This window comes from Paenibacillus sp. 1-8, from assembly GCF_056316205.1.
In genome coordinates, this window is record NZ_CM149995.1 from 693,936 (window position 1) to 714,322 (window position 20,387).

The 20,387-nt window shown below is 49.1% G+C and carries 21 protein-coding genes; 14 read left to right on the forward strand and 7 right to left on the reverse strand.

Annotated features, from left to right (window positions below; translation table 11 throughout):
• Positions 1 to 15: 15 nt before the first annotated feature.
• From AC0WRU_RS03180 to AC0WRU_RS03210, 7 genes are all read left to right on the forward strand, one after another.
• The gene (locus AC0WRU_RS03180; protein WP_476127182.1) at positions 16 to 735 is read left to right on the forward strand and encodes a phosphoribosylglycinamide synthetase; all 720 of its coding nucleotides are present in this window, start codon (positions 16 to 18) and stop codon (positions 733 to 735) included.
• 146 nt (positions 736 to 881) lie between these two features.
• Positions 882 to 1,796, forward strand: a complete 915-nt coding sequence (locus AC0WRU_RS03185; protein ID WP_476127184.1) for a M15 family metallopeptidase — start codon at positions 882 to 884, stop codon at positions 1,794 to 1,796.
• Between the two features lie 251 nt (positions 1,797 to 2,047).
• Complete coding sequence (locus AC0WRU_RS03190; protein ID WP_245233434.1) at positions 2,048 to 2,455, forward strand: hypothetical protein; 408 nt, start codon at positions 2,048 to 2,050, stop codon at positions 2,453 to 2,455.
• Positions 2,455 to 2,784 carry a hypothetical protein gene (locus AC0WRU_RS03195; RefSeq protein WP_476128548.1) on the forward strand — a complete coding sequence of 110 codons (330 nt, stop codon included), beginning with the start codon at positions 2,455 to 2,457 and terminating at the stop codon, positions 2,782 to 2,784. Before AC0WRU_RS03190 ends, AC0WRU_RS03195 begins: the two co-directional genes overlap by 1 nt.
• Before the next feature lies 1 nt (position 2,785).
• Complete coding sequence (locus AC0WRU_RS03200) at positions 2,786 to 4,198, forward strand: glutathionylspermidine synthase family protein (protein WP_476127185.1); 1,413 nt, start codon at positions 2,786 to 2,788, stop codon at positions 4,196 to 4,198.
• A gap of 152 nt (positions 4,199 to 4,350) precedes the next feature.
• Positions 4,351 to 4,764, forward strand: coding sequence for a DUF350 domain-containing protein (locus AC0WRU_RS03205; protein WP_476127186.1), 414 nt, complete (start codon positions 4,351 to 4,353; stop codon positions 4,762 to 4,764).
• Between the two features lie 228 nt (positions 4,765 to 4,992).
• Positions 4,993 to 6,069, forward strand: coding sequence for a Gfo/Idh/MocA family protein (locus AC0WRU_RS03210; protein WP_476127187.1), 1,077 nt, complete (start codon positions 4,993 to 4,995; stop codon positions 6,067 to 6,069).
• Positions 6,070 to 6,175: 106 nt separating this feature from the next.
• On the opposite strand, the gene AC0WRU_RS03215 is transcribed toward AC0WRU_RS03210, so the two are convergent.
• Positions 6,176 to 6,676: an NAD(+) diphosphatase gene (locus tag AC0WRU_RS03215; protein WP_476127188.1), complete on the reverse strand. Its 501-nt coding sequence runs from the start codon at positions 6,674 to 6,676 to the stop codon at positions 6,176 to 6,178.
• An 85-nt stretch (positions 6,677 to 6,761) separates the two neighbouring features.
• On the reverse strand, positions 6,762 to 8,231 hold the full coding sequence (locus AC0WRU_RS03220) for an MFS transporter (protein WP_476127189.1): 1,470 nt from the start codon (positions 8,229 to 8,231) through the stop codon (positions 6,762 to 6,764).
• A gap of 164 nt (positions 8,232 to 8,395) precedes the next feature.
• Here AC0WRU_RS03220 and AC0WRU_RS03225 point away from each other — a divergent pair, with 164 nt between their 5' ends.
• Together AC0WRU_RS03225 and AC0WRU_RS03230 are read left to right on the forward strand one after the other, a co-directional pair.
• Positions 8,396 to 8,818, forward strand: a complete 423-nt coding sequence (locus tag AC0WRU_RS03225; protein ID WP_025685891.1) for a MarR family winged helix-turn-helix transcriptional regulator — start codon at positions 8,396 to 8,398, stop codon at positions 8,816 to 8,818.
• 180 nt (positions 8,819 to 8,998) lie between these two features.
• The gene (locus AC0WRU_RS03230; RefSeq protein WP_476127190.1) at positions 8,999 to 10,150 is read left to right on the forward strand and encodes a glycosyltransferase family 2 protein; all 1,152 of its coding nucleotides are present in this window, start codon (positions 8,999 to 9,001) and stop codon (positions 10,148 to 10,150) included.
• A gap of 2 nt (positions 10,151 to 10,152) precedes the next feature.
• Here AC0WRU_RS03230 and AC0WRU_RS03235 read toward each other — a convergent pair whose 3' ends face one another.
• Together AC0WRU_RS03235 and AC0WRU_RS03240 are read right to left on the reverse strand one after the other, a co-directional pair.
• Entirely contained in the window at positions 10,153 to 10,587 is a 435-nt protein-coding gene (locus AC0WRU_RS03235; RefSeq protein ID WP_476127191.1) for a DUF3995 domain-containing protein, read from the reverse strand.
• Positions 10,588 to 10,599: 12 nt separating this feature from the next.
• Complete coding sequence (locus tag AC0WRU_RS03240; RefSeq protein WP_476127192.1) at positions 10,600 to 11,154, reverse strand: TetR/AcrR family transcriptional regulator; 555 nt, start codon at positions 11,152 to 11,154, stop codon at positions 10,600 to 10,602.
• A 516-nt stretch (positions 11,155 to 11,670) separates the two neighbouring features.
• On the opposite strand from AC0WRU_RS03240, the gene thrS reads away from it, so the two are divergent.
• On the forward strand, positions 11,671 to 13,584 hold the full coding sequence (gene thrS, locus AC0WRU_RS03245; protein ID WP_476127193.1) for a threonine--tRNA ligase: 1,914 nt from the start codon (positions 11,671 to 11,673) through the stop codon (positions 13,582 to 13,584).
• A 166-nt stretch (positions 13,585 to 13,750) separates the two neighbouring features.
• On the opposite strand, the gene AC0WRU_RS03250 is transcribed toward thrS, so the two are convergent.
• The gene (locus AC0WRU_RS03250) at positions 13,751 to 14,545 is read right to left on the reverse strand and encodes a GTP pyrophosphokinase (RefSeq protein WP_476127194.1); all 795 of its coding nucleotides are present in this window, start codon (positions 14,543 to 14,545) and stop codon (positions 13,751 to 13,753) included.
• Positions 14,546 to 14,821: 276 nt separating this feature from the next.
• Between AC0WRU_RS03250 and AC0WRU_RS03255 the strand changes: the two genes are divergently transcribed.
• The 3 genes from AC0WRU_RS03255 to AC0WRU_RS03265 are packed head-to-tail and all read left to right on the forward strand — an operon-like array spanning position 14,822 to position 15,959.
• A complete protein-coding gene (locus AC0WRU_RS03255) occupies positions 14,822 to 15,283 on the forward strand; it encodes an S-ribosylhomocysteine lyase (protein WP_476127195.1) in 462 nt (153 codons plus the stop codon).
• Between the two features lie 5 nt (positions 15,284 to 15,288).
• Positions 15,289 to 15,540, forward strand: a complete 252-nt coding sequence (locus tag AC0WRU_RS03260) for an SDR family NAD(P)-dependent oxidoreductase (RefSeq protein ID WP_476127197.1) — start codon at positions 15,289 to 15,291, stop codon at positions 15,538 to 15,540.
• A complete protein-coding gene (locus AC0WRU_RS03265; RefSeq protein ID WP_476127198.1) occupies positions 15,534 to 15,959 on the forward strand; it encodes an SDR family NAD(P)-dependent oxidoreductase in 426 nt (141 codons plus the stop codon). Before AC0WRU_RS03260 ends, AC0WRU_RS03265 begins: the two co-directional genes overlap by 7 nt.
• Here the strand turns inward: AC0WRU_RS03265 and AC0WRU_RS03270 are convergent, their stop codons facing one another.
• Positions 15,960 to 16,466 carry a hypothetical protein gene (locus AC0WRU_RS03270; RefSeq protein WP_476127199.1) on the reverse strand — a complete coding sequence of 169 codons (507 nt, stop codon included), beginning with the start codon at positions 16,464 to 16,466 and terminating at the stop codon, positions 15,960 to 15,962.
• Positions 16,467 to 16,755: 289 nt separating this feature from the next.
• Positions 16,756 to 19,185 (reverse strand): UvrD-helicase domain-containing protein, encoded by a 2,430-nt coding sequence (locus AC0WRU_RS03275; RefSeq protein ID WP_476127200.1) that lies wholly within the window; start codon positions 19,183 to 19,185, stop codon positions 16,756 to 16,758.
• A 309-nt stretch (positions 19,186 to 19,494) separates the two neighbouring features.
• On the opposite strand from AC0WRU_RS03275, the gene AC0WRU_RS03280 reads away from it, so the two are divergent.
• Complete coding sequence (locus AC0WRU_RS03280; protein ID WP_476128549.1) at positions 19,495 to 20,349, forward strand: zinc ribbon domain-containing protein; 855 nt, start codon at positions 19,495 to 19,497, stop codon at positions 20,347 to 20,349.
• The last annotated feature ends 38 nt before the right edge of the window (positions 20,350 to 20,387 follow it).

A 20,387-nucleotide genomic window follows, 5' to 3' on the forward strand; every position in this document is an offset into this window, starting at 1 on the left:
GAAAGGATGAAGACGATGACAAGGCCGCGAGTGAAGCTGCGGGTAACTGACGGTCAATGGGAGGCAGATGTAGAGGGGTACGGAACGAAAAACGGTTCGGCGACTGCTCAGGCTGTCCGCTGGACGGGCTCCGTGCCTGTATTGAACCCGGAACAGCGAACGGCATGGCTGGAGCAGCTAAAGGCGGAGCCTTGGGACATTTACCGTTTTATGCAGGGGGAAGCCTGCCCCTCGCTGGATGAAGTCGTTCAGGCAGCAGCCGATACGGCTACATCCAGCCTGGAGGACGGCGTTGGTGCCGCCGAAGAAGCCAGGAAGGCTCTCCAGGTCGGGCTGGGAAGCGATCCGCTGCTCGGTCTGGAGCTGATCGGCATGACGCGCGAAGCGCTGCTGGAATTCGTATTCAGCGCTTGGGCAGGTGAACTGTCCCATGTGCAGGGGGCATCTCCCGCGCTTGAGCCGACCTCGCGGTCAGAGGGCGCACGTAGCGGATCGGCGGCGATCAGCGAATGGATTGCTGAATCTGCCGTCGAAGGAGCATTGCACCGTCCAGGCGCGGGCTTTCATGCTATTGAGATTCGCCTGCCGCAGAAGCTTGCTCCAGTGAATGAAGCGGATATTACGGCATTACTGCCGGGACTGCCCCGTGTGGAAGAGGCGTTGAAGCTCATACGTGAGCGTGTAGCCGAGCGCGCCCGGGTCACAATTTCGAAAAAACGTCATACTCCGCAATAATTAGGGGCTATCCTTTCTTTTTCGCGCCTATTCAGCTTCATCGAACCGGATAACAGCTTCGAAGAGTGTCGAAAGTTTAGTTACAATAGGAAAACGAAAACTATAGCAAGCCATGCATCAAGTGTAATATTGGAGGAGATACCCGCATGAAACAACATATGCAACAGAAACGAACCCCTCAGCGCTGGACCAAGGCGCTTATCCCGGGACTGATTCTGCCGGGGCTGTTGTTGGCGGCGTGCCAACAGGGAGGTTCGGGCGGACAGGAAAGCCAGCCGCTGAAATCATCCCCGACGACGCAGGAGAACGTGCAGCCTGCTACCCAGTCGAATAATGCGAGCAATAGTAGCACTGAATCGGGTACTGGACAAGCCCCGGCGGGTACAGGAAGCGAACAGGCAGATCCCGTGATGACGCTGCGAAGCGGGAGTGCGCTGCAAGCCACGGTGGAGGAAGATGGTGGTACGGCGATCGTCACTAACGCGACGTCTGATACAGTCGTGGTGAACAAAAAGCGCAGCTTGCCTGTAGGCTATGCCCCGGATGATCTGGTGGAGCCGAAGGTGCCTTTTTCCTTCGAAGGTCCACATGAGAAGCGGCATATGCGTAAGGAAGCAGCAGAAGCGCTGGAGAAGTTGTTTGACGGTGCGAAGAAGGACGGCATTGAGCTGCGTGCTGTATCGGGATACCGTTCCTATAAGCGTCAGGTTTCCATTTTTAACAACAATGTGAAGACAAAGGGGCAGGAATACGCCTCGAAAGTCAGTGCTGTACCGGGTACAAGCGAGCACCAGACAGGATTGGCGATTGATGTATCCAGTCCAAGCGTAGGCAATGTGCTCGAGCAATCCTTCGGAGCCTCCAAGGAAGGCGAGTGGCTGGAGAAGCATGCGCCGGAATACGGATTTATTATTCGTTATATGAAGGGCAAGGAAGATACGACCGGCTATGTATACGAGCCTTGGCATATCCGTTATGTGGGAGTAGACATTGCGGAGGATGTAGCCAAGCAGGGAATGACGCTGGAGGAATATTTTGACGAGAAGAATATCAAGCTGTAGTAGCTGAGAACAAAGCCGTAATCCCGGGGATTGCGGCTTTTTGGTGTGTTTTTCTTCCAAAATGAACCTTTTCACGGTAGAATTTCGTATAGTGAACGACAACAGCAGCGCTTTGATTCGTAACGCAAGCAGCCTCATCACAGAAGCGTGCAGGAAGGGAAGGGAAGGGAATCATCATTTATTATTCATTAACGTATCGCGAATGGTCGGAAGACAGTCAAAAGGAACTGCGTAGCCTGATACGGGAATCCGTGTCGGGAGATGAGCTGTTTCTGCGCAAGCTTGTAGATGCCACACGGCTCGACGGCAGATTGTGGGCGCATATCTCGAATGAGAGCGAGGATCATACAGAACATTCCGTCTATGTGACCGAGTTTACAGGAGAAGGTGCGAAGCCTTACGGTACGTCGATCACGGACCTCGTGCTGGCAGGTGAGGGCGGCTATGCTTCCTCGTTCAGCGCGTTTTACTGGGAATGGCATGAACCTGCATTTCGCAGGATGGAACAACGGGAAGGCTCGGTATTTACCCTGGAGCTTGCTCAACGCTTGCTCGACCATTATACGGTGCTGGGCGGCAAAACGTATGAGTTTATTTATTCGGTACTGGACCCGCAGCTGAAAAAGGTGCATCTGTTTGTGAAGGAGGTCGATCTGTGATGGAGCACTCTTGGGAGCAAGTGAAATCCAGACCCGGCTCTCGTGCACGGATGGCGGCCTTTGCCCTGATGCTGGCTGTACCAGCCGCTCTGACGGGTTGCGGTGACGATGAGTATTATGACTGCGATGAGCTTCCCGTATCGGAGCAGACAGCGTGCCGGGATTCTGGCAGCAGCGGTTATTCCTATGGCGGCTCGACTTATTATTATGGAACATCCTCCTATAACAGCAGCCATTCTTCCAGCTCTTACCGCAAGAGCAAGTCCTCCAGCTCGTACAGCGGTTTTGGCAGCAGCGGCTCGCGTAGCGGATCTTATTCCGGGGGCTAAGATGAATATGCGTACCATTCAGCAACTGCCCTATGAGCATGACGAGCTTTTTAAAGGTGAAATCAGTCTCAGGATTCCGTACCATCGTATGTATGGCAAACCCTATTGCCTACCTGCGCTAACGCTTTATCAGGAAACAGAGCTGGCAGAGCTTCAGGCTGCTTCTGAGGCGGTACATAGCATTTATCGCAAGGTACAGCAATTCGTCCAGCGTTATATGCCAGATGAGTATCTGGTGGAACGGCTGGGGATTCATCCGGGTCTGCTGCGTGCTGCGCGTATGGAGGCTGCGCCGGACGGTATTACCCGTCAGGACTGGATTGTGAGTGAAGCAGGTATCAAGTGTATTGAGAACAACACCGATACCCCCACTGGAATTCCCGAGGTGGCCTACCTCGAAGGAAAGCTGCTGGAGCTGTTGAGAGGATTGAAAGCATCCGGGGACGATACTGCTGCGCTATATGGACCGTCGACTGGTATGGATGAGGCGATCCAGTCCGCGATGACGGATTTGATTCATTTTTATAGCGGCAAAGGATTAGGGATGAAGGTCTATTTCACCTGCTATGACTGGCATATCGAGGATCAGACGAATACGAAATATATCATGCGTTTGTGTGAACAAGCCGGGTTTGAAGTGGCATATGCGCCCTTGGAAGAATTGGAGATTATTCCGAATGAAGGATTGTACCATCGGGGAGAGCAGATACACATTCTCTATCGCCTGTATCCGCTGGAATATCTGATTGAAGACCGTGAGGACGATACAGGACTGGAGGTGGGGCAGGCGCTGATGGATATGGTGGCGGACGGGAAAATAGGACTGATCAATCCGCCGCAGCATATCATTACCCAGAGCAAGGGATTCACCGCTACCATATGGTCACTGTATGAGCGCAATGAGCAGACGCCCGAGTTCTGCGGGTTCCGTCTGTTCGACGACCGGGAGCTGGAGATCATACGAACCTACCTGCTGCCCACGTATTTTGAACCATCGTTGTTTATACAGACCGGAGAGCCTTATGTAGCCAAGGGTATATGGGGACGGGAGGGCAAAGGGACGCACCTGATCGAGCATATCAAAACCGAAGTGGAAATGGCGGATGCCAAAGTCATAGTAGAGGTTGAAGAAGCTCCAGAGCAGGAGGAGGCCGCACATATTGCCGCCTATTACGAAGCTCAGCCCAAGATTTATCAGCAGCTATGGCCGATGCAGGACGCGGAGGTGCAGACCGAAGAAGGACTGTATCGCGGCTACGTGCTGACAGGCGTATTCGTGATTGGCGGACGTTTTGCGGGCATTCTGCCCCGAATTGGGGAAAAGGTAACTGGCGATATGGCCTATTATTGCGCCGCCGCCATTCCCGCCGCATCTCCTAATCCCCCTGCTAACAACTATATAAGTCGAACTTGAAAAAATGAATATAAAAACGGAGTAGGCGGATGGTGCTGTACAAGCGAAGCACCATCCGTCTGCGCAGTGGCACGATAGGTAACTTTTAAGCTCAGCTTATCTATTCGAACATATCTATTCACATTGATAAATATCCATAAGGAGGAAGAAGATTGGACTCACATATCAGCTTGGGCAACGCATTGGGCAATGTAGGCATCGGCCTGCTTATCCTGTTTGCCATCTTAATCGTAGGGTATTTTGTGTTCAGCTTGCTGACACGTTATAACGATAATCAAGAAATTGCACGCGGCAATGAGGCGGCAGGCATCTATATGGGGGCAAAGCTGCTAGGTCTGTGTATTATTGTGGGGATGGTGTCCTACAGCAGTCATTCATGGCTCGATATGCTGATTTGGTCGGCTGTGGGCATTGTGGTGCTGTGTCTGGTGTATATTATTTTTGATCTGGTGACACCGCGTACCAAGGTAAGTGAGGAAATTGCCAAAGGCAATGTGGCTCTGGCGCAACTGCTGCGCTCGATCATTGTCGGGGTAGCTTTTGTCGTAGGTACATTTTTAATGTAGCTCGATATAGAAAAGGTATACAAAGGATCTGCAAAACCGGATAACGGGATGCAGATCCTTTTTTGTATGGGAAAACACAATTCACTGTCCGCCATCGGTCTGTTGAATTGAAGATTACGACGATCGCTTTTGTCGAGACTATTCTACAAAGCTATGGGTGATACTGCATAGCAAAAAGGAATTTGTTGTAGATATTAAACCATTTGAAGAGAAGGGAAGCCTGAACACATGAATACCTCCATCTCCCCAACCAAACCCATTCATATGGGTGTCATCGGTCTTGGCCGTATCGCTGAATATCACATTAGATCACTACAAACCATCTCGGGGGTTTCCATTGTCGCCGTTAGTGATGTGGATGAAAATCGCCTTCACCTGATCGGTGAGCAATTGGAGCTGCCTGCTTCCAAGCAGTACCCCCATTATGAAGCATTAATCCGTGACTCAGAGGTAGATGCGATTCTGTCACTGACACCCAATGATGTGCATTTTGACATTATTCGTATTGCGCTGGAAGAACACAAAGCTGTACTGGCAGAAAAACCATTGACTCTCACATGGGAGGAAGCGGATCAGTTGAAAAAGCTATATACAGCGAATCCGGTGCCTTTGCTGGTTCACTATAAGCATCGCTACGGTGCGGCCTTCCAATATACCAAGCAACTGCTGGATGAGCAAAAGCTGGGCAAAATCTACAACATTCAATTCCGTTATCTGATGGATAGCTTCTCTCCTTACCGTCAGCATCCGTATACATGGCGCCATAATTTAGCCAAGGCAGGTTCTGGAGTGGTAGGTGATACGGCCTCACATATTATTGATCTGGCCCGTTTTCTGGTCGGTGAATTTAAAAGTGTCGCAGCTCTGCTGCATACGATCACACCCGAACGGCCTGATCCGGTCACAGGTCTGCCTGTAAAAGTGGATGTGGAAGACTTCGCTGCTTTCCATGGCATCGTAGGCGATAATACCGTCGGGACATTTATCACGCACAAAAATGCCATCGGCAAACGTCATGATATCGAAGTCGATATCTATGGCGAACTCGGTACGCTGCATGCCAGCCTTAACAACCCGGAAAATGTACGCATCGTGCTGCGTGACCCGGAACATCCGGATGCCGAATACGAGACTTGGGCTGTCCCTGCAATCTATGATCATACGGCCTATAGAGACTTTGTTGAACTGGCAAGGGGGAAATCTGTGGATCGTGCTCCGGTATTTGAGGATGGTTACAAAAACCAGTGGGTGCTTGAGAAAATACTGCAATCGTGGAAAGAAAACGGACGTCTTGTAGAAGTGTAAGGCAATACGAATAACCCTAATATAGACCTCATCTGTAGCAAAAAAAGAGACGATCCCACGGCAGCGCTAACCTGTGCCGACGTCGGTACCGCCGCTTGTAATCACTTCAAATGAATCCGGCTTCAATCTTTTGTATAATGTTCAGCAGGAAGGCTTCGGCTAAGCTGTTTTTCAAAATAACCTGCTTGGCTTCATCCAGCGTAAACCAACGTGCTTGATCCACCTCTGCGCTGAGAACATCCAGCTTATCATCGTTCACAATGGATACAAAATTCAGCATCAGTGTATGGGTTCGGTCAAAATACTCGCTGCGCATATATTTATACTCATCCACTTGCAATCCCACTTCTTCCATAACCTCACGCACCAATGTCTGTTCGGCGGATTCGCCCTTGTTCACATAACCAGCCAGCAAAATAAAATCCTTGATATTGTACTGCTGTATGAGCAGCACTCTATTTCTCTGCCGATTGATTACAGCGGTGCTAATTGCAGTGCTGAATATCGGGAACCGAAAGACCTGACATGTATTGCAATAGGGAATAGGGCCTTCGCCTTCACACTCCTTCACCATTAGTTTTGTTCCACATTCATAGCAATACTTCATCTAAGCGCCACCTTATATCACATTTTCAAATTGTTTTCCACCATAACCGTTCTGTCTATGAGCGTTTATGTTCTTCTGACATCCGTTATTTCTTTTTCTCCTGTACCTTTGCCCGTCTGGACCCGATCAGCCGCCAGCCTGTCAGCAGTGCCGCCACCAGACAAATGGACGCGGAAGTCATAAAGACCACATGCATCCCTGCCAGAAAAATTTCCGGATGACCCGGAACCAATCCGGTGACCCGATAACCGGCCTCTTTACTCATGGTATAAAAGAGGATCGACGTGGCTAAGGTAATCCCTACCACCATACCGACATTACGGACCAGTGAATTGACGCTTCCGGCTGAGCCGAGCTGCGTGCGGGGCACCTTGGACATGATCAGCGAGTTGTTCGGCGATTGGAATAAACCACTGCCGATACCCAGCATAGCGATCCACAGACCCACGAACGGAACGGGACTGCCTGCATGGAGACGAGCCAAGCCAATCTGGGCGACTACCATGACTACCAGTCCGGCAAAGGTGAGCAGTTCAGACCCGATTTTATCTGAAAGCGCACCGCTGAGAGGGGCAACGATAACCATGGAGATTGGAAACAGCATCAACAGGAACCCGGCATAAAAAGGCGACAGGTTCAGCATATTCTGCGCATAGAAAGGCGAAATGATATTAAAGCAGAAGTTAGCAGCGAATACGAGAAAAGCGCACAGAATACTGAGCGAGAACAACGGATTCTTGAATAAAGCGAGCTGCAACAATGGCTGTGGACGGCGAATTTCCACCCAAAGGAACACCGCAAAAGCAATCACGGCAATCACCAGCAGAGCAACGATGTGGCTGTCTCCATATCCGACCTGCTGTCCCAGCAGCAATCCGGCGAACAAAGCGAGGATAAAAACCGCAAACACCAGACTGCCGGGAACGTCGATCTTGTCTTTCACCTTGATCAGATCCTTTGGAAGCAGCTTCCAGCCGAGAAAAACGGCCACCAGACCAATCGGTACATTGACCCAGAAGATATATTGCCAGCCCAGTGAAGAGACGATAATGCCGCCCAAGCTGGGTCCCGCGATACTGCCGAGGGAAACGAAGGTTCCGATTAGGCCGAGTGCTTTGCCCCGTTCAGTCGAAGGGAAGATATCCGTGACGATCCCTTGGCTGTTGGCCATAGTCATGGATGCTCCGAGTGCCTGAATAATTCGGGAGATCAGCAGCATGGGCAACGAATGACTAAGACCGCACAGCAGTGAGCCGAGGATGAACACGATCGTGCCGATCTTGAATATTTTAATTTTGCCGACCATATCTCCAAGCTTGCCAAAAAATAAAATAGCTGTACATATAGCCATCAAATAGGCAGTTGTAACCCATTCAATCTGTGCTACGGGTAAGTTTAACGTACGGGATAACACCGGGAGAGCAATATTAACGATGCTTCCATCCAGCGTGGACATAAACGTAAACAGATTCAATACAATCAAAATCATCCAACGTTTCTTCTGAATTTCGGTATTTTCCTGATACGTTGCGGCGGTTGTAGCAGTTGAACTCATGATAAGCACCTCTTTATCGTTGACGATGATTGTTTGGTTGCACGCGCAACTAAATGAATAGTTCTAGTGTATAGTAAATTTGTTGCGTACGCAACCATATTGTTGTAGAATTTGCTTGGGTTCTACCTGCGAATTTTCCATTTTAAGCTACTGGGGTGTAATTAATGAGAAAAAAACCAATTGGAAAGCTGATTTCCCACCTGTACCGGCGAAATCAAAAAATACTGTCCAAGAAACTGTCTCCTTATGGGATCGGCAGTGGTGGTCAGCACAGCTTTTTAAAGCTCATTTTGCAGCGTCCGGGCATTACACAGGAACAGTTGACGAATGAACTCAAATTTGACAAAGCAACCACTGCGCGCTCTGTAAAACAGTTGGAGGAATCGGGTTACATTGAGCGGAAACCGGACCCGAATGACCGCCGTTCCTATCTTTTGTCTCCAACGGTCAAGGCATTAGAATTTTCTCCTGTTTTGCAAGGAATTATGGATGAGTTTAATGCTGATCTCGTCCATAATTTATCTGATGAGGAAGAAGACCTTCTTATCACCCTACTGCAAAAGATTAGTATAGACTCGGGCGAATAAAGGTATACAGTGAGATCATGGGCCGTTCCCCCCGTACGGCTTAAAAATACATCTCCAATAAGATCAAGCCTGTTTCGAACCTTAGAGGGTGTTTGACCAGACCACGCTAAAGCCATTGAATATATTGTTATCATTCATGTTATTTAAGGGTTTTCTAAAAAAATGGTCGGGGGGATTACATTGGCAATCCGCTACAGTATCATCATTCCAACCTATAATCGAGCCCAGCAGTTGTTACTCACGCTCGCTTCATTTGAAACACAAACGTATCCGAAGCATTTATTCGAAGTGATTGTAGCTGATGACGGTTCTACGGACGGGACAAAGGAAATGGTCGAGGGCTTCCAGGCATCCTATGCACTTCAATATGTATTCCATAAGGAACAACGTGGTAGATCTGCCATTAGAAATTTGGGGCTGCGCCATGCGAAAGGGCTATATATCATCTTCTGCGATGCTGATTTTTTGTTGTTACCTGAATTCATTAGAGTTGTGAGCCGTTATCACCGCAAATATCCCCAAGCCGTGCTTTCAGGCTTCCCTCACTCGTGGGATGATGCTTATACCCATTATTACCCTGACTTTTCCCCAGAGGAAAAGGAACAATGTCGTAATGCACTTACACAATCCAACTTATGGAGTGCGGATTTTGAAGCAGCGAATGAAATTATTCCGCTAATAACGCCAGAAGATATCCTTCATCAAACGGATGCATTGTCAAAAGTTATTATCCCCTCAAGAGTTCCTCCCAATGTCAAAAAGCAATTCGCCAAAACGGATGTAGCTCCCTGGATGTTACTAGTTACTCGTTGTGTATCCATCAGACGCAGCTATTTGACTCGTATTGGAGGTTTCAATGAACGATTTGTACTCTATGGACTCGAAGACTGGGATCTTGGCTACAGGCTGCATCGATTGAAGATCCCTTTTTATTGCATCCAAGAGGTGGTCGGATATCACCAGGAGCATCCAACCTACCTCAGAGGAAACATTTTAAATACGGAAAATCTGAAAATCATGTTTGAAACCTATGGATTCAATGACTCCTCGCTAAATTTATTCGCCCTTGTACCTCCATCCCAGGATTTGGAGGCTTACAAAAATACGCTGCGGGTACTGCGCAGGGGAAGCCGATCCAAGAAAACACGTTCGTCAGCCCTGATGTTGAGGAGAACATTACGAATGGCAGCCAAGCAGTTCGTTCAACCAAACCATACCGATGCGTATAAAAAATCTTTACGATGGATAAAAAAGAATGCAGAGGGCCGAAAAAGTCGAGTCGCTCAGGTTTTACGAGACATGGTGTTAAAGTCTGAAAAGCTGGTGGAGTAGCATTACTGGATGTCAACACGCAAGAACATAATCATTAAAATGGCTGTTCCCAAAAGGAAACAAAGGGGGGAATAGAGCACACTGTCCCATTTTGCAAAAACGGTTCCTTTCTTTCTCTTGAAGAACCCTACCCATTTGAAATCACCTATAGAACGTAAAATAAACAAACACGACAACAAGCCTGCTCCGTAGGAATAGAAGGAATCGAAAAACAATAATCGCCTAACTCCCCCCAGTTCAAAGACGAACCAGGCTGCTACAGCTAATAAAATGGCTACAATCGTTGTACCTGTTTTAGAGGGCTCAAAGAGCAAAGCCGTTCCTGTGCTCGGGATCGCTGCCTTAGATCCTCTTTTCCCGCCAACTGCCCAATATATATGCATGCCGCTCAGTACCAAAAGAATTCCGCCAACTGCCCATGTAAGTAACTCCAACATGTGACATCCTCCTTAAATTGAAATCCACTCCGTCCAAATCATGTGAACATGTTGCTGAACCGTTTCGTCATTGAACGTCTCTTGTTTGTGGCGTTCATACCACCCTAAGTAATAATGGTACAACATCCATGATGTCCGAAAGGCTTTCTCTGGCTGCATCCCTTTTTGGATAAATAACTGCTGCATAAACTCAATTCTCATCTGTTCCACTTCATCCAGAATGGAGTGATACGTATCATCCTTCAATGACAGTTTCCGTAGATAAAACAAGAAATCTCCTCGTTTCGTCGTCCCGAACATCCGAGTCAGCACGTCTCTGATTCGTTCGTCTGCGGTAGCATGGACAATGGACGATGCAATAACCTGTTGTGTTGTCTGTTCCTTCCACGTCTCAACAATCTGTCTAATATAGCTGCTGCGATTGCTAAAATACCAATAAAAACTGCTTTTGCTGCATCCTAAGGAAATGGCCATTTTTTCAATAACGAGCTGCTCAATGCCGCCCTGTTCAAACCGTTCGATTCCTTTCTGAATCCATTGCTCTTCTGTGACAATAATTTTAGGCATCTTTCCCTCATTTTTTTCTGTACGGTATCGTCTAGATGAATATTATATTACAGAGCTTTTCGGGTGATGTAAATAGATGTACATAAACGCCCACTTGAAATACCTGCGGATTTGATCTATAATGCTGTAGCATATAGTGATATTCAAGGCATTGACCAAAGACATGATTTCCTTGAAGGGCCGTTCAGAGAGAAAAGACGAGGCTGAGAGCTTTTCCGGCAACCGCATGTGAAGTTACCCCTTTGTAGCCGTGACGTTGAACATGTAGCTGTGCAATGTGACAGTGACATCAGTAAGCGCCTACCGATTTATCCCCGTTAACGGATACCAATGGAGGGTCACGCATTGTCGTGCATGAGCATGTTTTAATGAACATGAATGTACACACAGGAGCGGGCCGAACTAGGGTGGAACCACGAGCTGAACGCACTCGTCCCTTGAGGGAGAGAGGCGTTTTTTTTGCGTTCAATTTTGATATATAGCACGCAACCTACAATTTGAATGGAGGCTTTAATCGTGAGTATTCAAGTGAAATTACCGGATGGAGCCGTACGCGAGTACGAGCAGGGCGTAACGATCGCAGACGTGGCGGGTTCGATCAGCTCCGGGCTGAAAAAGAACGCAGTCGCAGGTAAAGTGAATGGGAAGGCTGTGGATCTGAACACCGTTTTGGATCAGGACAGCGACCTTGAAATTATTACGCTGGATAGTGCGGACGGTCTGGAAATTTATCGTCACAGCACAGCGCATTTGCTGGCACAAGCCCTTAAACGCATTTATGGCGAGAAAAACGTGAAGCTTGGTATTGGCCCGGTCATTGACAGCGGCTTCTACTATGACATTGATATCGAAAACCCGTTGTCCGTTGACGATTTGGCGAAGATCGAGAAGGAAATGACGAAGATTGCACAGGAAAATCTGCCGATTACACGTCGTGTCGTTAGCCGTGAGGAAGCAACTCGTATTTTCGGAGAGCTGGAAGATCCGTTGAAGCTGGAGCTGATTCGTGATTTGCCAGAGGATGCGGAAATTACGATCTACGATCAGGGCGAATTTTTTGACCTGTGTCGCGGGCCGCATTTGCCATCTACAGGCCGCATTAAAGCTTTTAAACTGCTGAGTGTAGCAGGCGCATACTGGAGAGGTGATTCCAACAACAAGATGCTGCAACGTATCTACGGAACTGCATTTCCGAAAAAAGCACAGCTAGACGAGCATCTACACTTGCTGGAAGAAGCGAAAAAACGCGACCATCGCAAGCTGGGTAAAGAGCTGGAGCTGTTCATGTTCTCCGAGGAAGCACCGGGTATGCCGTTCTACCTGCCTAAAGGTATGGTTGTCCGTACTGCGCTGGAGGATTACTCGCGCGAAATACAACGCCTGCATGGCTATGAGGAAGTACGCACACCGCTGATGATGAACAACCGTCTGTGGGAGCAATCAGGACACTATGAGCATTACAAGGAAAACATGTACTTCTCCGAAGTCGATGAAACTACATTTGCTTTGAAACCGATGAACTGCCCGGGGCATATGCTTGTGTTTAAAAATGAGCTTCATTCTTACCGCGATCTGCCGATTCGGATTTCCGAATTTGGACAAGTGCATCGCCATGAGCTGTCCGGTGCATTGAACGGTATGATGCGTGTTCGTACATTCTGTCAGGATGATGCGCATATTTTCGTTACTCCAAGTCAGATTGAGCAAGAGATTACAGATGTAATCAAGCTGATTAACGAAATGTATAGTGTGTTTGGCTTTGACTTCACAGTGGAGCTGTCCACACGTCCAGATGACTTTATGGGCGAGCCAGCGCTGTGGGATCAAGCGGAACAAGCTCTGCAAAACGTGCTGGATCACCTGGGTATCAGCTATCGTATCAATGCGGGAGATGGAGCATTTTATGGTCCGAAAATTGACTTCCACATTCTCGATGCGCTCAAACGCAGCTGGCAGTGCGGAACGATCCAATTGGACTTCCAAATGCCTGAGAAATTCGAACTCACTTATGTGGGCGAGGACAACCAGAAGCACCGTCCAGTCGTTATTCACCGTGCCATCTACGGTTCGATTGACCGCTTCATGGGCATCCTGACTGAGCATTTTACAGGTGCATTCCCAATGTGGCTGGCCCCTGTACATGCGAAGCTGCTGCCGGTATCCGAGAACTATATCGAGACTGCCAATGAGATACGGGATGCGTTGCTGAAAGCAGGTCTGCGCGTCGAAGTGGATACTCGTAATGAGAAGCTTGGTTATAAAATCCGCGAGGCACAATTGGAGAAGGTTCCATATATGTTCGTTATCGGGGAAAATGAAAAAACATCCGGTACTGTAGCGGTTCGTAAACGGGGCGAAGGCGATCTGGGATCACTCAGTATTGCGGACATCGTTGAGAAAATCAGCACAGAGATCCGTGAGAAGCAGTAATATTCGATTGGAAAAATGAGCAAAAGAGCCATCAAAACCATGATGAACGTGGTTTTGATGGCTCTTTTTTGTACATTCATTACTGAATACATAGGTTTTATCAGAGCTAAGCCAAGGCTGTTGTCGCCCTGACCGAATAATCAAGTTACCAGATAGTAGTGAATCCCTAGCAGGTCTGCGGCCGGGATACGGCGTGATCTGGGGGCGGAGCGTGCGTCTTTGGAGCTGAAGCCGCAGGCGGTTGCACAGACGATTCTTCCTGATCCTCGCTGAGCGACAAGATTTCGCCGCGCAGCTTTAGCATTTTCTGATCCAACTCATAGGTTGCACGCGCAGCCTCGGACAGCCCATTGACGACATGCTCAGGCACTTTCTTATCGAACTTATAGTACAAAATATGCTCCATACTGGCCCAGAAATCCATGGCCAGTGTGCGAAGCTGAATTTCAGCCTTGATCCAGCGCGTACCTTCAAACAGAATCAGGGGAACTTCTACAATGACATGCAGGCTCTGATAGCCGTTGGGCTTGGGTTGGTCAATATAGTCCTTGACCTCCAGAATACGGATGTCTTCCCGTGTACGCAGATGATCCATCAGGCGGTAAATATCTTTAACAAAAGCACACACGACCCGCATTCCCGCGATATCATGAATTTCACGCAATATATTATCGAGAGTGACTTCATACCCTTTGCGCCGAACCTTTTCCACGATGCTGTGAGGCTCTTTGATTCGGGTCTTGATATGCTCAATCGGGCTAAAGCCGTCCAACAGCTTCCATTCCGTCTGAATCAGCTTGATTTTGTTCTTTAATTCCTCCAGAGCCAGCTGATAAAGGACCGGGATTTTTCTCCATTCCTCCAGTTGCTTGGTGTTAACTCCGTTTTGCTCCAGCTGTAGCTGAAATTCCTGTAAGGGCAAAGGGACAGCATTCAAGTGCTTCCAATCCGGTTCATTCACAGGGCATTCTCCTCAATGAGGCTTACGATGTCCTCGATCTATTTCGTAAATATGCATTACCGTATATATTGTACACTATGTCAAAACCTAGAGGCAAAGGAGAGACGGTCAAAGAAAGGAGAAATAGGAACAAGAATTTTCGTGGTAAAACCTAGTAATCCGATGTATAATTACAAAATGCTGATTTGGAGCATTTAATTTTTAAAAAATAGCACGAATGTAGAGTATCCGTCATTAGATTAAAAATATAAATTACAGAAAAAGAGGTTGAGTGAAATGGCAAAAGTAGAAAGTTTTCAATTAGATCACACGATTGTAAAGGCTCCTTATGTAAGAGCAGCCGGAGTAGAGCATGACGAAAAAGGAAGCACAGTTCAAAAGTATGACTTGAGATTTTTACAGCCGAATGAAGATGCAATTCCAACAGCCGCTGTACATACGCTGGAACACTTGTTGGCGACGTATTTAAGAGATGAAATTAAAGGGATTATTGATATTTCTCCGATGGGATGCAGAACCGGGTTCTATTTGATTCTATGGAACGAACATGAGCCTGAAGAAATTGCAGTCGCTTTGGAAAAAACCTTGAAAAGAATTCTGGAAACCACGGAGGTTCCGGCTGTTACGCCTTTGGAATGCGGGAACTACAAGGACCACTCCCTTTTTTCAGCACAGGAATTTGTGAAAATTGTATTGGAAGCTGGCATTAGCCGAGATCCTTTCGAAAGAGTATTTTAAAATTTATGATTTCGATCGACTTATCTCATCAGACAGCGGTAGTGACAGGCGGCAAGTCAGGTATAGGTAAGGGAATTGTGGAGCTACTCATTAAAAGCGGGGCTAAAGTGATTTCTGCTGATATTTCTTATGAAGAGCCGTATCCAGTGGTCAATCCGCAGTTGGTTGAAACTCATTTGGACATTTCCAAGCCGGACGATATTGAGAGATGTGCAATGTACTGTTCAGTGAAACGGGAGTCCCTGACATATTGGTAAACTGTGCGCGCACTTCCACGATGGACTATGTCATTGATAGCGAGCTAGCAGACTGGGAGAAGGTATTTTCCATTAATTCAACCGGATTATATGTGACGTCCAAACGGTTTGCCAAAGAAATGGTGAACGCTCATAAGCCGGGACGAATTATTCAAATCGCTTCGCAGGCTGGAAAAAATGGATATCAGGCGATGGGGGGGGATTGCGCCTCCAAGCACGCGGTTCTCGGATTAACCAAGGTTATGGAGATTGAGCTTGCGCCCCAAAATATTTTGGTTAATGCGATGTGTCCCGGCATTGTAGAAACGCCGATGAAGCATCGAGAACGGATTGAGGGGGGCGTCATTCGTGTTTTGTATAGTCCACGTGGAGTAAGTAATTTATCCTCACCTTTTTGCTTGGCATGGAATGAAAATTAATTAATCAATTGAAACAATTTTCCATACTCCATTTCTATTTTTTTCAAAATAGAAGGTATACCGTATATCAGGTGAGTATCCTTCTTCTTTATTAAGCCGTTCGCCTATAACAGGTACCAATATCCGATCATTTTCTTTTACAGCTTCGGCAATACCAGTAAACTTCACCGGATGATCGAAGAGATAATCGTGAGCTGTTCCAACGTTTGGAGCGAGCGCAGCATGGAATTGATCCAAATCTTTTGATACGAAGGCGGCTATTGCCGATTTGAGTTTTGTTATCATGGCATCCCCAATCAGAGGGTCTTTAACTTCATTCCATTTGATTTCGTCCAAGCTTTGCAGGGCAGCTGATTGATCTGGTCCTTCTTTTACGACCGATTCTGAGGTTGTCGGTACTGTTTCATTGATGGAGGTACCTGTTGTTTCCTGCTTTCCACAACCAGCAAACACACTTACACTTGCAGAAAGTATAAGAATAGAAATAATTTGAGCAGGTTTGTTCATATTTAGATTAACACATCCTTTCTCTTTCTATAATGAATCCTATGTTGAAGAAAGTTGCAATGCCTTTATAATAATTTACTCTATTTTTAAAATTATGTAAAAAAACGAAGACATCAATCGAATGATGCCTTCGTTCTATTGTATGTCCCAGCATGTGCGGCATCTTTAAGGTGAAGAGGAAGCTAGCGAGCGCCCTCTACTTTATTCTGAGATTATCGCAAGGCAACCATAGAGTAAACTTTACGTCCATCACCGCTTGCCTTAACGGCATAGGCTATTTGCCTCGTGTTTATCTAGCTGGGATGCTGCGCGTCCCCTCTGTCATCGGGGATGAGCAGAGCGGGCACACCGGCGGCGTGCCTGCTCCAGCCGAAGCCGTTCGGCGGACGCCTGTCGTATCGCGCCGCATCCACGCCTTGCAGGCGTCGTCGGTGCATTTCCACACGGGCACGCTGATGCGTGGCTCCTCCCGTGTACTTGCCACCGACGAGGCCGTCCGCGCTGGCCCACTGCCCGGTCCGGGCCTGCTGCTCACGCGGGTAGCCGTGCCGGACGCGTTCGTTCCGCTGCTGGCGCGGCTACCTTGCCCGGGCGCACCCTTCGGCTGGCCGAAGCTGGTGCGCCGCGTTTCCGGCTTGGAAGCCTCGGGGGGAGTGACCCCGTAGGCTTCCAGCAAGAAGCGCGACACGGCGGCAGGCTTGCCGTGGTTGGAGGCGGGGGAGGTGATGTACAGCAGCTCCTTCGCCCGGGTGACGGCCACGTAGGCGAGGCGGCGCTCTTCCTCCAGCGCCGCGTCGTTATCTACGGCCGCTGCGGGGGCTGCGCCTGCCCGCCGATCCTCTGGCAGCTCGCTGTGCAACGCGGAGCTGTGCGGCAGGATGCCTTCGCTTGCGCCGATCCAGTAGACGCAAGGGAACTCCAGTCCCTTGGCTCGGTGGATCGTCATAAGGCGGACAGCATCGCTGTCTTCCTCTCTGCGCAGCGATTCCATCTGACGGTGGCGCTCGGAAAGCTCGTCCGCAAAGCTGACGAACGCCTCCACCGTGTCAAACCGCTTCGCCGCCGTTTCCAGCTCCTCCAGACTTTCCTGCATCGTTTCCTTATAATGAGTCCACGCGCCCGTATCGCCGCTTTCCAAATATTTATCATAGAAAACGCGCCGCATTTCCTGAATGGCATAGGTCGGCTTCATCGTAGTGAGGCTGCGAATCAGCCGGATACGCTCCTTCACCTGTTCACGCTGAAAGTCGCGCAGCCGATCCCAGCGGCTGAGATGGATTAACGGATATTTTTTAGCCTGCTGCTTTTCCTCGCGCATAATCCATTCCATCCCCGCTTCACGGGAAACATACAGCGGCCCAAGGGTACTCGGAATGGATTCCATCCGTCGAGGGTTCAGCGACAGACGCAGGTGATCCATCAAGGGGCGAATCAGGGATTGATCATAAAATACCGCCCCGGCTCCATACTGAATAAACGGTACATCCCGCATGATTAATTGCTCAAAAATAGAACGGCTTCCGCTGGCTGTCCGGTGCAAAATAGCGATATCCCGGTAGCGAAGCTGACCTTCCTCTACCTGTCCGAGCAGATGTGTAACAATATGCGCCGCTTCTTCCTCCGGCCCGGATGGCGTGGCAAACTGTGGGGGCAGGCCCTCACGTCCGGCAGCCGAAAGGCGCTTGGAGCGTCGGTGGACGTTTTTGGCGACAATGTTGGAGCCCAGCCCCAAGATCCGCGCATCGCTGCGGTAATTAATATCCAGGGTAATGACCTTCGCATCCTTATAAACCTTGTCAAACTCCAGAATGGATTCCTGACGCGCCCCGTTAAAGGTATAGATCGTCTGGTCATCATCACCGACGACCATCAGATTGCGGTGACGGGCAGCCAATCGCTGCACCATTTCATATTGCAGGGCATTCGTATCCTGAAACTCATCGACCATGATGTGGGAAAAACGCCGCTGAAGCGGTTGAAGCACATCCGGGTCACGCAGCAGAACGGAGGCACGCAGCAGAATATCGTCAAAATCCATTTTATTGCGCTCCTGTTTCCAAGCTTCATAAGCGAGCATGGCACGCTTGGCATCCGATTCCTCGCGTACGGTTTCCGGCAGCTCGTCCGCGCTGCGCCCTTCCGCCTTCCATGCGGAGAGGGCGGACAGCAGGCTTTCAGGCTGGAACGCCTCGCTAAGCCCGAGCTGGCGCAGCATCATTTTCATAACGGTGTGCTGCGCCTGCGTTTCGCCGAATACTTCATCCTGCACGCCGCGATGCCGCAGCATCGCCAAAGCGAACGAGTGGAAGGTACGTGCTTGGACGGCACGTGCGGCAGCCGGGCGCACACCGGGTAGTCCTGCGATGCGCAGCTTCATTTCGGCAGCCGCCTTGCTGGTGAAGGTCACGAGCAGGATAGACGATGCAGGGACATCCCGCAGCGCCATCAGGTAGCCAGCACGGGCGGCCAGCACGGTGGTTTTGCCGCAGCCTGCCCCGGCTAGTGTCAGTAGGGGACCTTTACCATGACGGACCGCCTGGATTTGCGGGCGGTTCAAGTGAATGCCCGCGTTCTCCAAAGCGCGAAAATAAGCCGAGTCGCGGTCACTGTCAGATACCAGCGTTGTGCTGGTATCCATAGAAGCACGGCGGGCCTGCGGGCTCGACGTTGAATAAGGAACCCCGATAGGACGGGGGTAAAAAGCAGGATTTGGGTCCATGATCCTGAAACCCCTTTCGATTATAAAATCTTCCATTTTCACAAATGGGGGTAGTTTTTGGTATGATAGAGTTCTAGTCAGCATGAGCTGACCTTGCGAACAAGACAATAGACTGAAATATATGCTGAAACGCATGCGGGTCTGAACAGATTGTTAGAATGTCAGAACGTTGCCGCGGATGCTTGCATCCTTTCAAAAGGCGATATGACCGCATTCCATTATACAGGAGTTCGAGGCTTGCCAACAGAAAAAAACTTGGATATATGCACGGTACGGGGAAATCCGGCTGGATATAGGGAGGAAATCACGATGAAGCTGATTCAACGTATTAAGGAAGGCGCTAATCGCGCTACAGAAAAGGCACAGCATGCTGTCGAGATTAGTAAAATAAATTCACAAATTACAGCGATTCAGCAGGAAATGGATGTTCATTTTTTGCGAATGGGTCAAATTTTTTATGAAGGCTACCGGGCATCCGATATGTCGGTGGCAGAAAAGGAAATGACACAGCTATCTACCGCTTGTGATGAGCTACAGGATGAAATTGACGAGCTGCGCGGTAGAATTGCAGAGCTGAAAAATGCTCATTTATGCACCTGTGGAGCTGTTGTGCCGTTGGATGCGAACTTTTGCCCGAAATGTGGACGTAAGCTGAATGAGGGACAGGCTGCTTCCAAGCAAGTGGCTGCCGTGCGCGAAGAGGCGCCAACAGGCGTATATTCGTTTGATCTGCGCAAGCACGAGGAGCCAGCCAAGAGTGCTGAGCCTGCCTACAATAATTATGAAGAACATGAGCCGTATGATCGGCATGAATTGGAGCAGGATGAGCTGCATGAAACACACGAACCATCCAGCTTGGAACGCAACTATACGGTGTCCGATTTTACACCGGAAGAAAAAGCGGTATTCGATGAAGAGTGGGAGCGTCGTCGTCAGGAAGAGCTGGAGCAAGAGCATCGCCGTCTGGAGGAGCTGGAACGTGAACGGGAGCGTCAGGAGGAATTGGACGAGCGCATTCGGTACTGGAAGGCCAACAACTCCGAGGCAGAGAAGCCGGCAACTCCGGCTGCGCAGGTACGCGAGAATGTGAAATGCCAAATTTGCACAGCCGAGCTGCCCAAAGGCTCCAAGTGGTGCCCGCGTTGCGGAGCTGAACAGATTTGACGCAGCCGAACAGGCTGCCGCAGGACATGGACAGAACG

Coding starts and splice junctions, on each gene's coding strand:
- AC0WRU_RS03185 (WP_476127184.1), top strand. CDS start 882: ATGAAACAACATATGCAACAGAAACGAACCCCTCAGCGCTGGACCAAG.
- AC0WRU_RS03195 (WP_476128548.1), top strand. CDS start 2,455: ATGGAGCACTCTTGGGAGCAAGTGAAATCCAGACCCGGCTCTCGTGCA.
- AC0WRU_RS03215 (WP_476127188.1), bottom strand. CDS start 6,676: ATGAAGTATTGCTATGAATGTGGAACAAAACTAATGGTGAAGGAGTGT.
- AC0WRU_RS03260 (WP_476127197.1), top strand. CDS start 15,289: ATGATTTCGATCGACTTATCTCATCAGACAGCGGTAGTGACAGGCGGC.
- AC0WRU_RS03220 (WP_476127189.1), bottom strand. CDS start 8,231: ATGAGTTCAACTGCTACAACCGCCGCAACGTATCAGGAAAATACCGAA.
- AC0WRU_RS03255 (WP_476127195.1), top strand. CDS start 14,822: ATGGCAAAAGTAGAAAGTTTTCAATTAGATCACACGATTGTAAAGGCT.
- AC0WRU_RS03280 (WP_476128549.1), top strand. CDS start 19,495: ATGAAGCTGATTCAACGTATTAAGGAAGGCGCTAATCGCGCTACAGAA.
- AC0WRU_RS03240 (WP_476127192.1), bottom strand. CDS start 11,154: ATGCCTAAAATTATTGTCACAGAAGAGCAATGGATTCAGAAAGGAATC.
- AC0WRU_RS03235 (WP_476127191.1), bottom strand. CDS start 10,587: ATGTTGGAGTTACTTACATGGGCAGTTGGCGGAATTCTTTTGGTACTG.
- AC0WRU_RS03275 (WP_476127200.1), bottom strand. CDS start 19,185: ATGGACCCAAATCCTGCTTTTTACCCCCGTCCTATCGGGGTTCCTTAT.
- AC0WRU_RS03210 (WP_476127187.1), top strand. CDS start 4,993: ATGAATACCTCCATCTCCCCAACCAAACCCATTCATATGGGTGTCATC.
- AC0WRU_RS03270 (WP_476127199.1), bottom strand. CDS start 16,466: ATGAACAAACCTGCTCAAATTATTTCTATTCTTATACTTTCTGCAAGT.
- AC0WRU_RS03225 (WP_025685891.1), top strand. CDS start 8,396: ATGAGAAAAAAACCAATTGGAAAGCTGATTTCCCACCTGTACCGGCGA.
- AC0WRU_RS03200 (WP_476127185.1), top strand. CDS start 2,786: ATGAATATGCGTACCATTCAGCAACTGCCCTATGAGCATGACGAGCTT.
- AC0WRU_RS03180 (WP_476127182.1), top strand. CDS start 16: ATGACAAGGCCGCGAGTGAAGCTGCGGGTAACTGACGGTCAATGGGAG.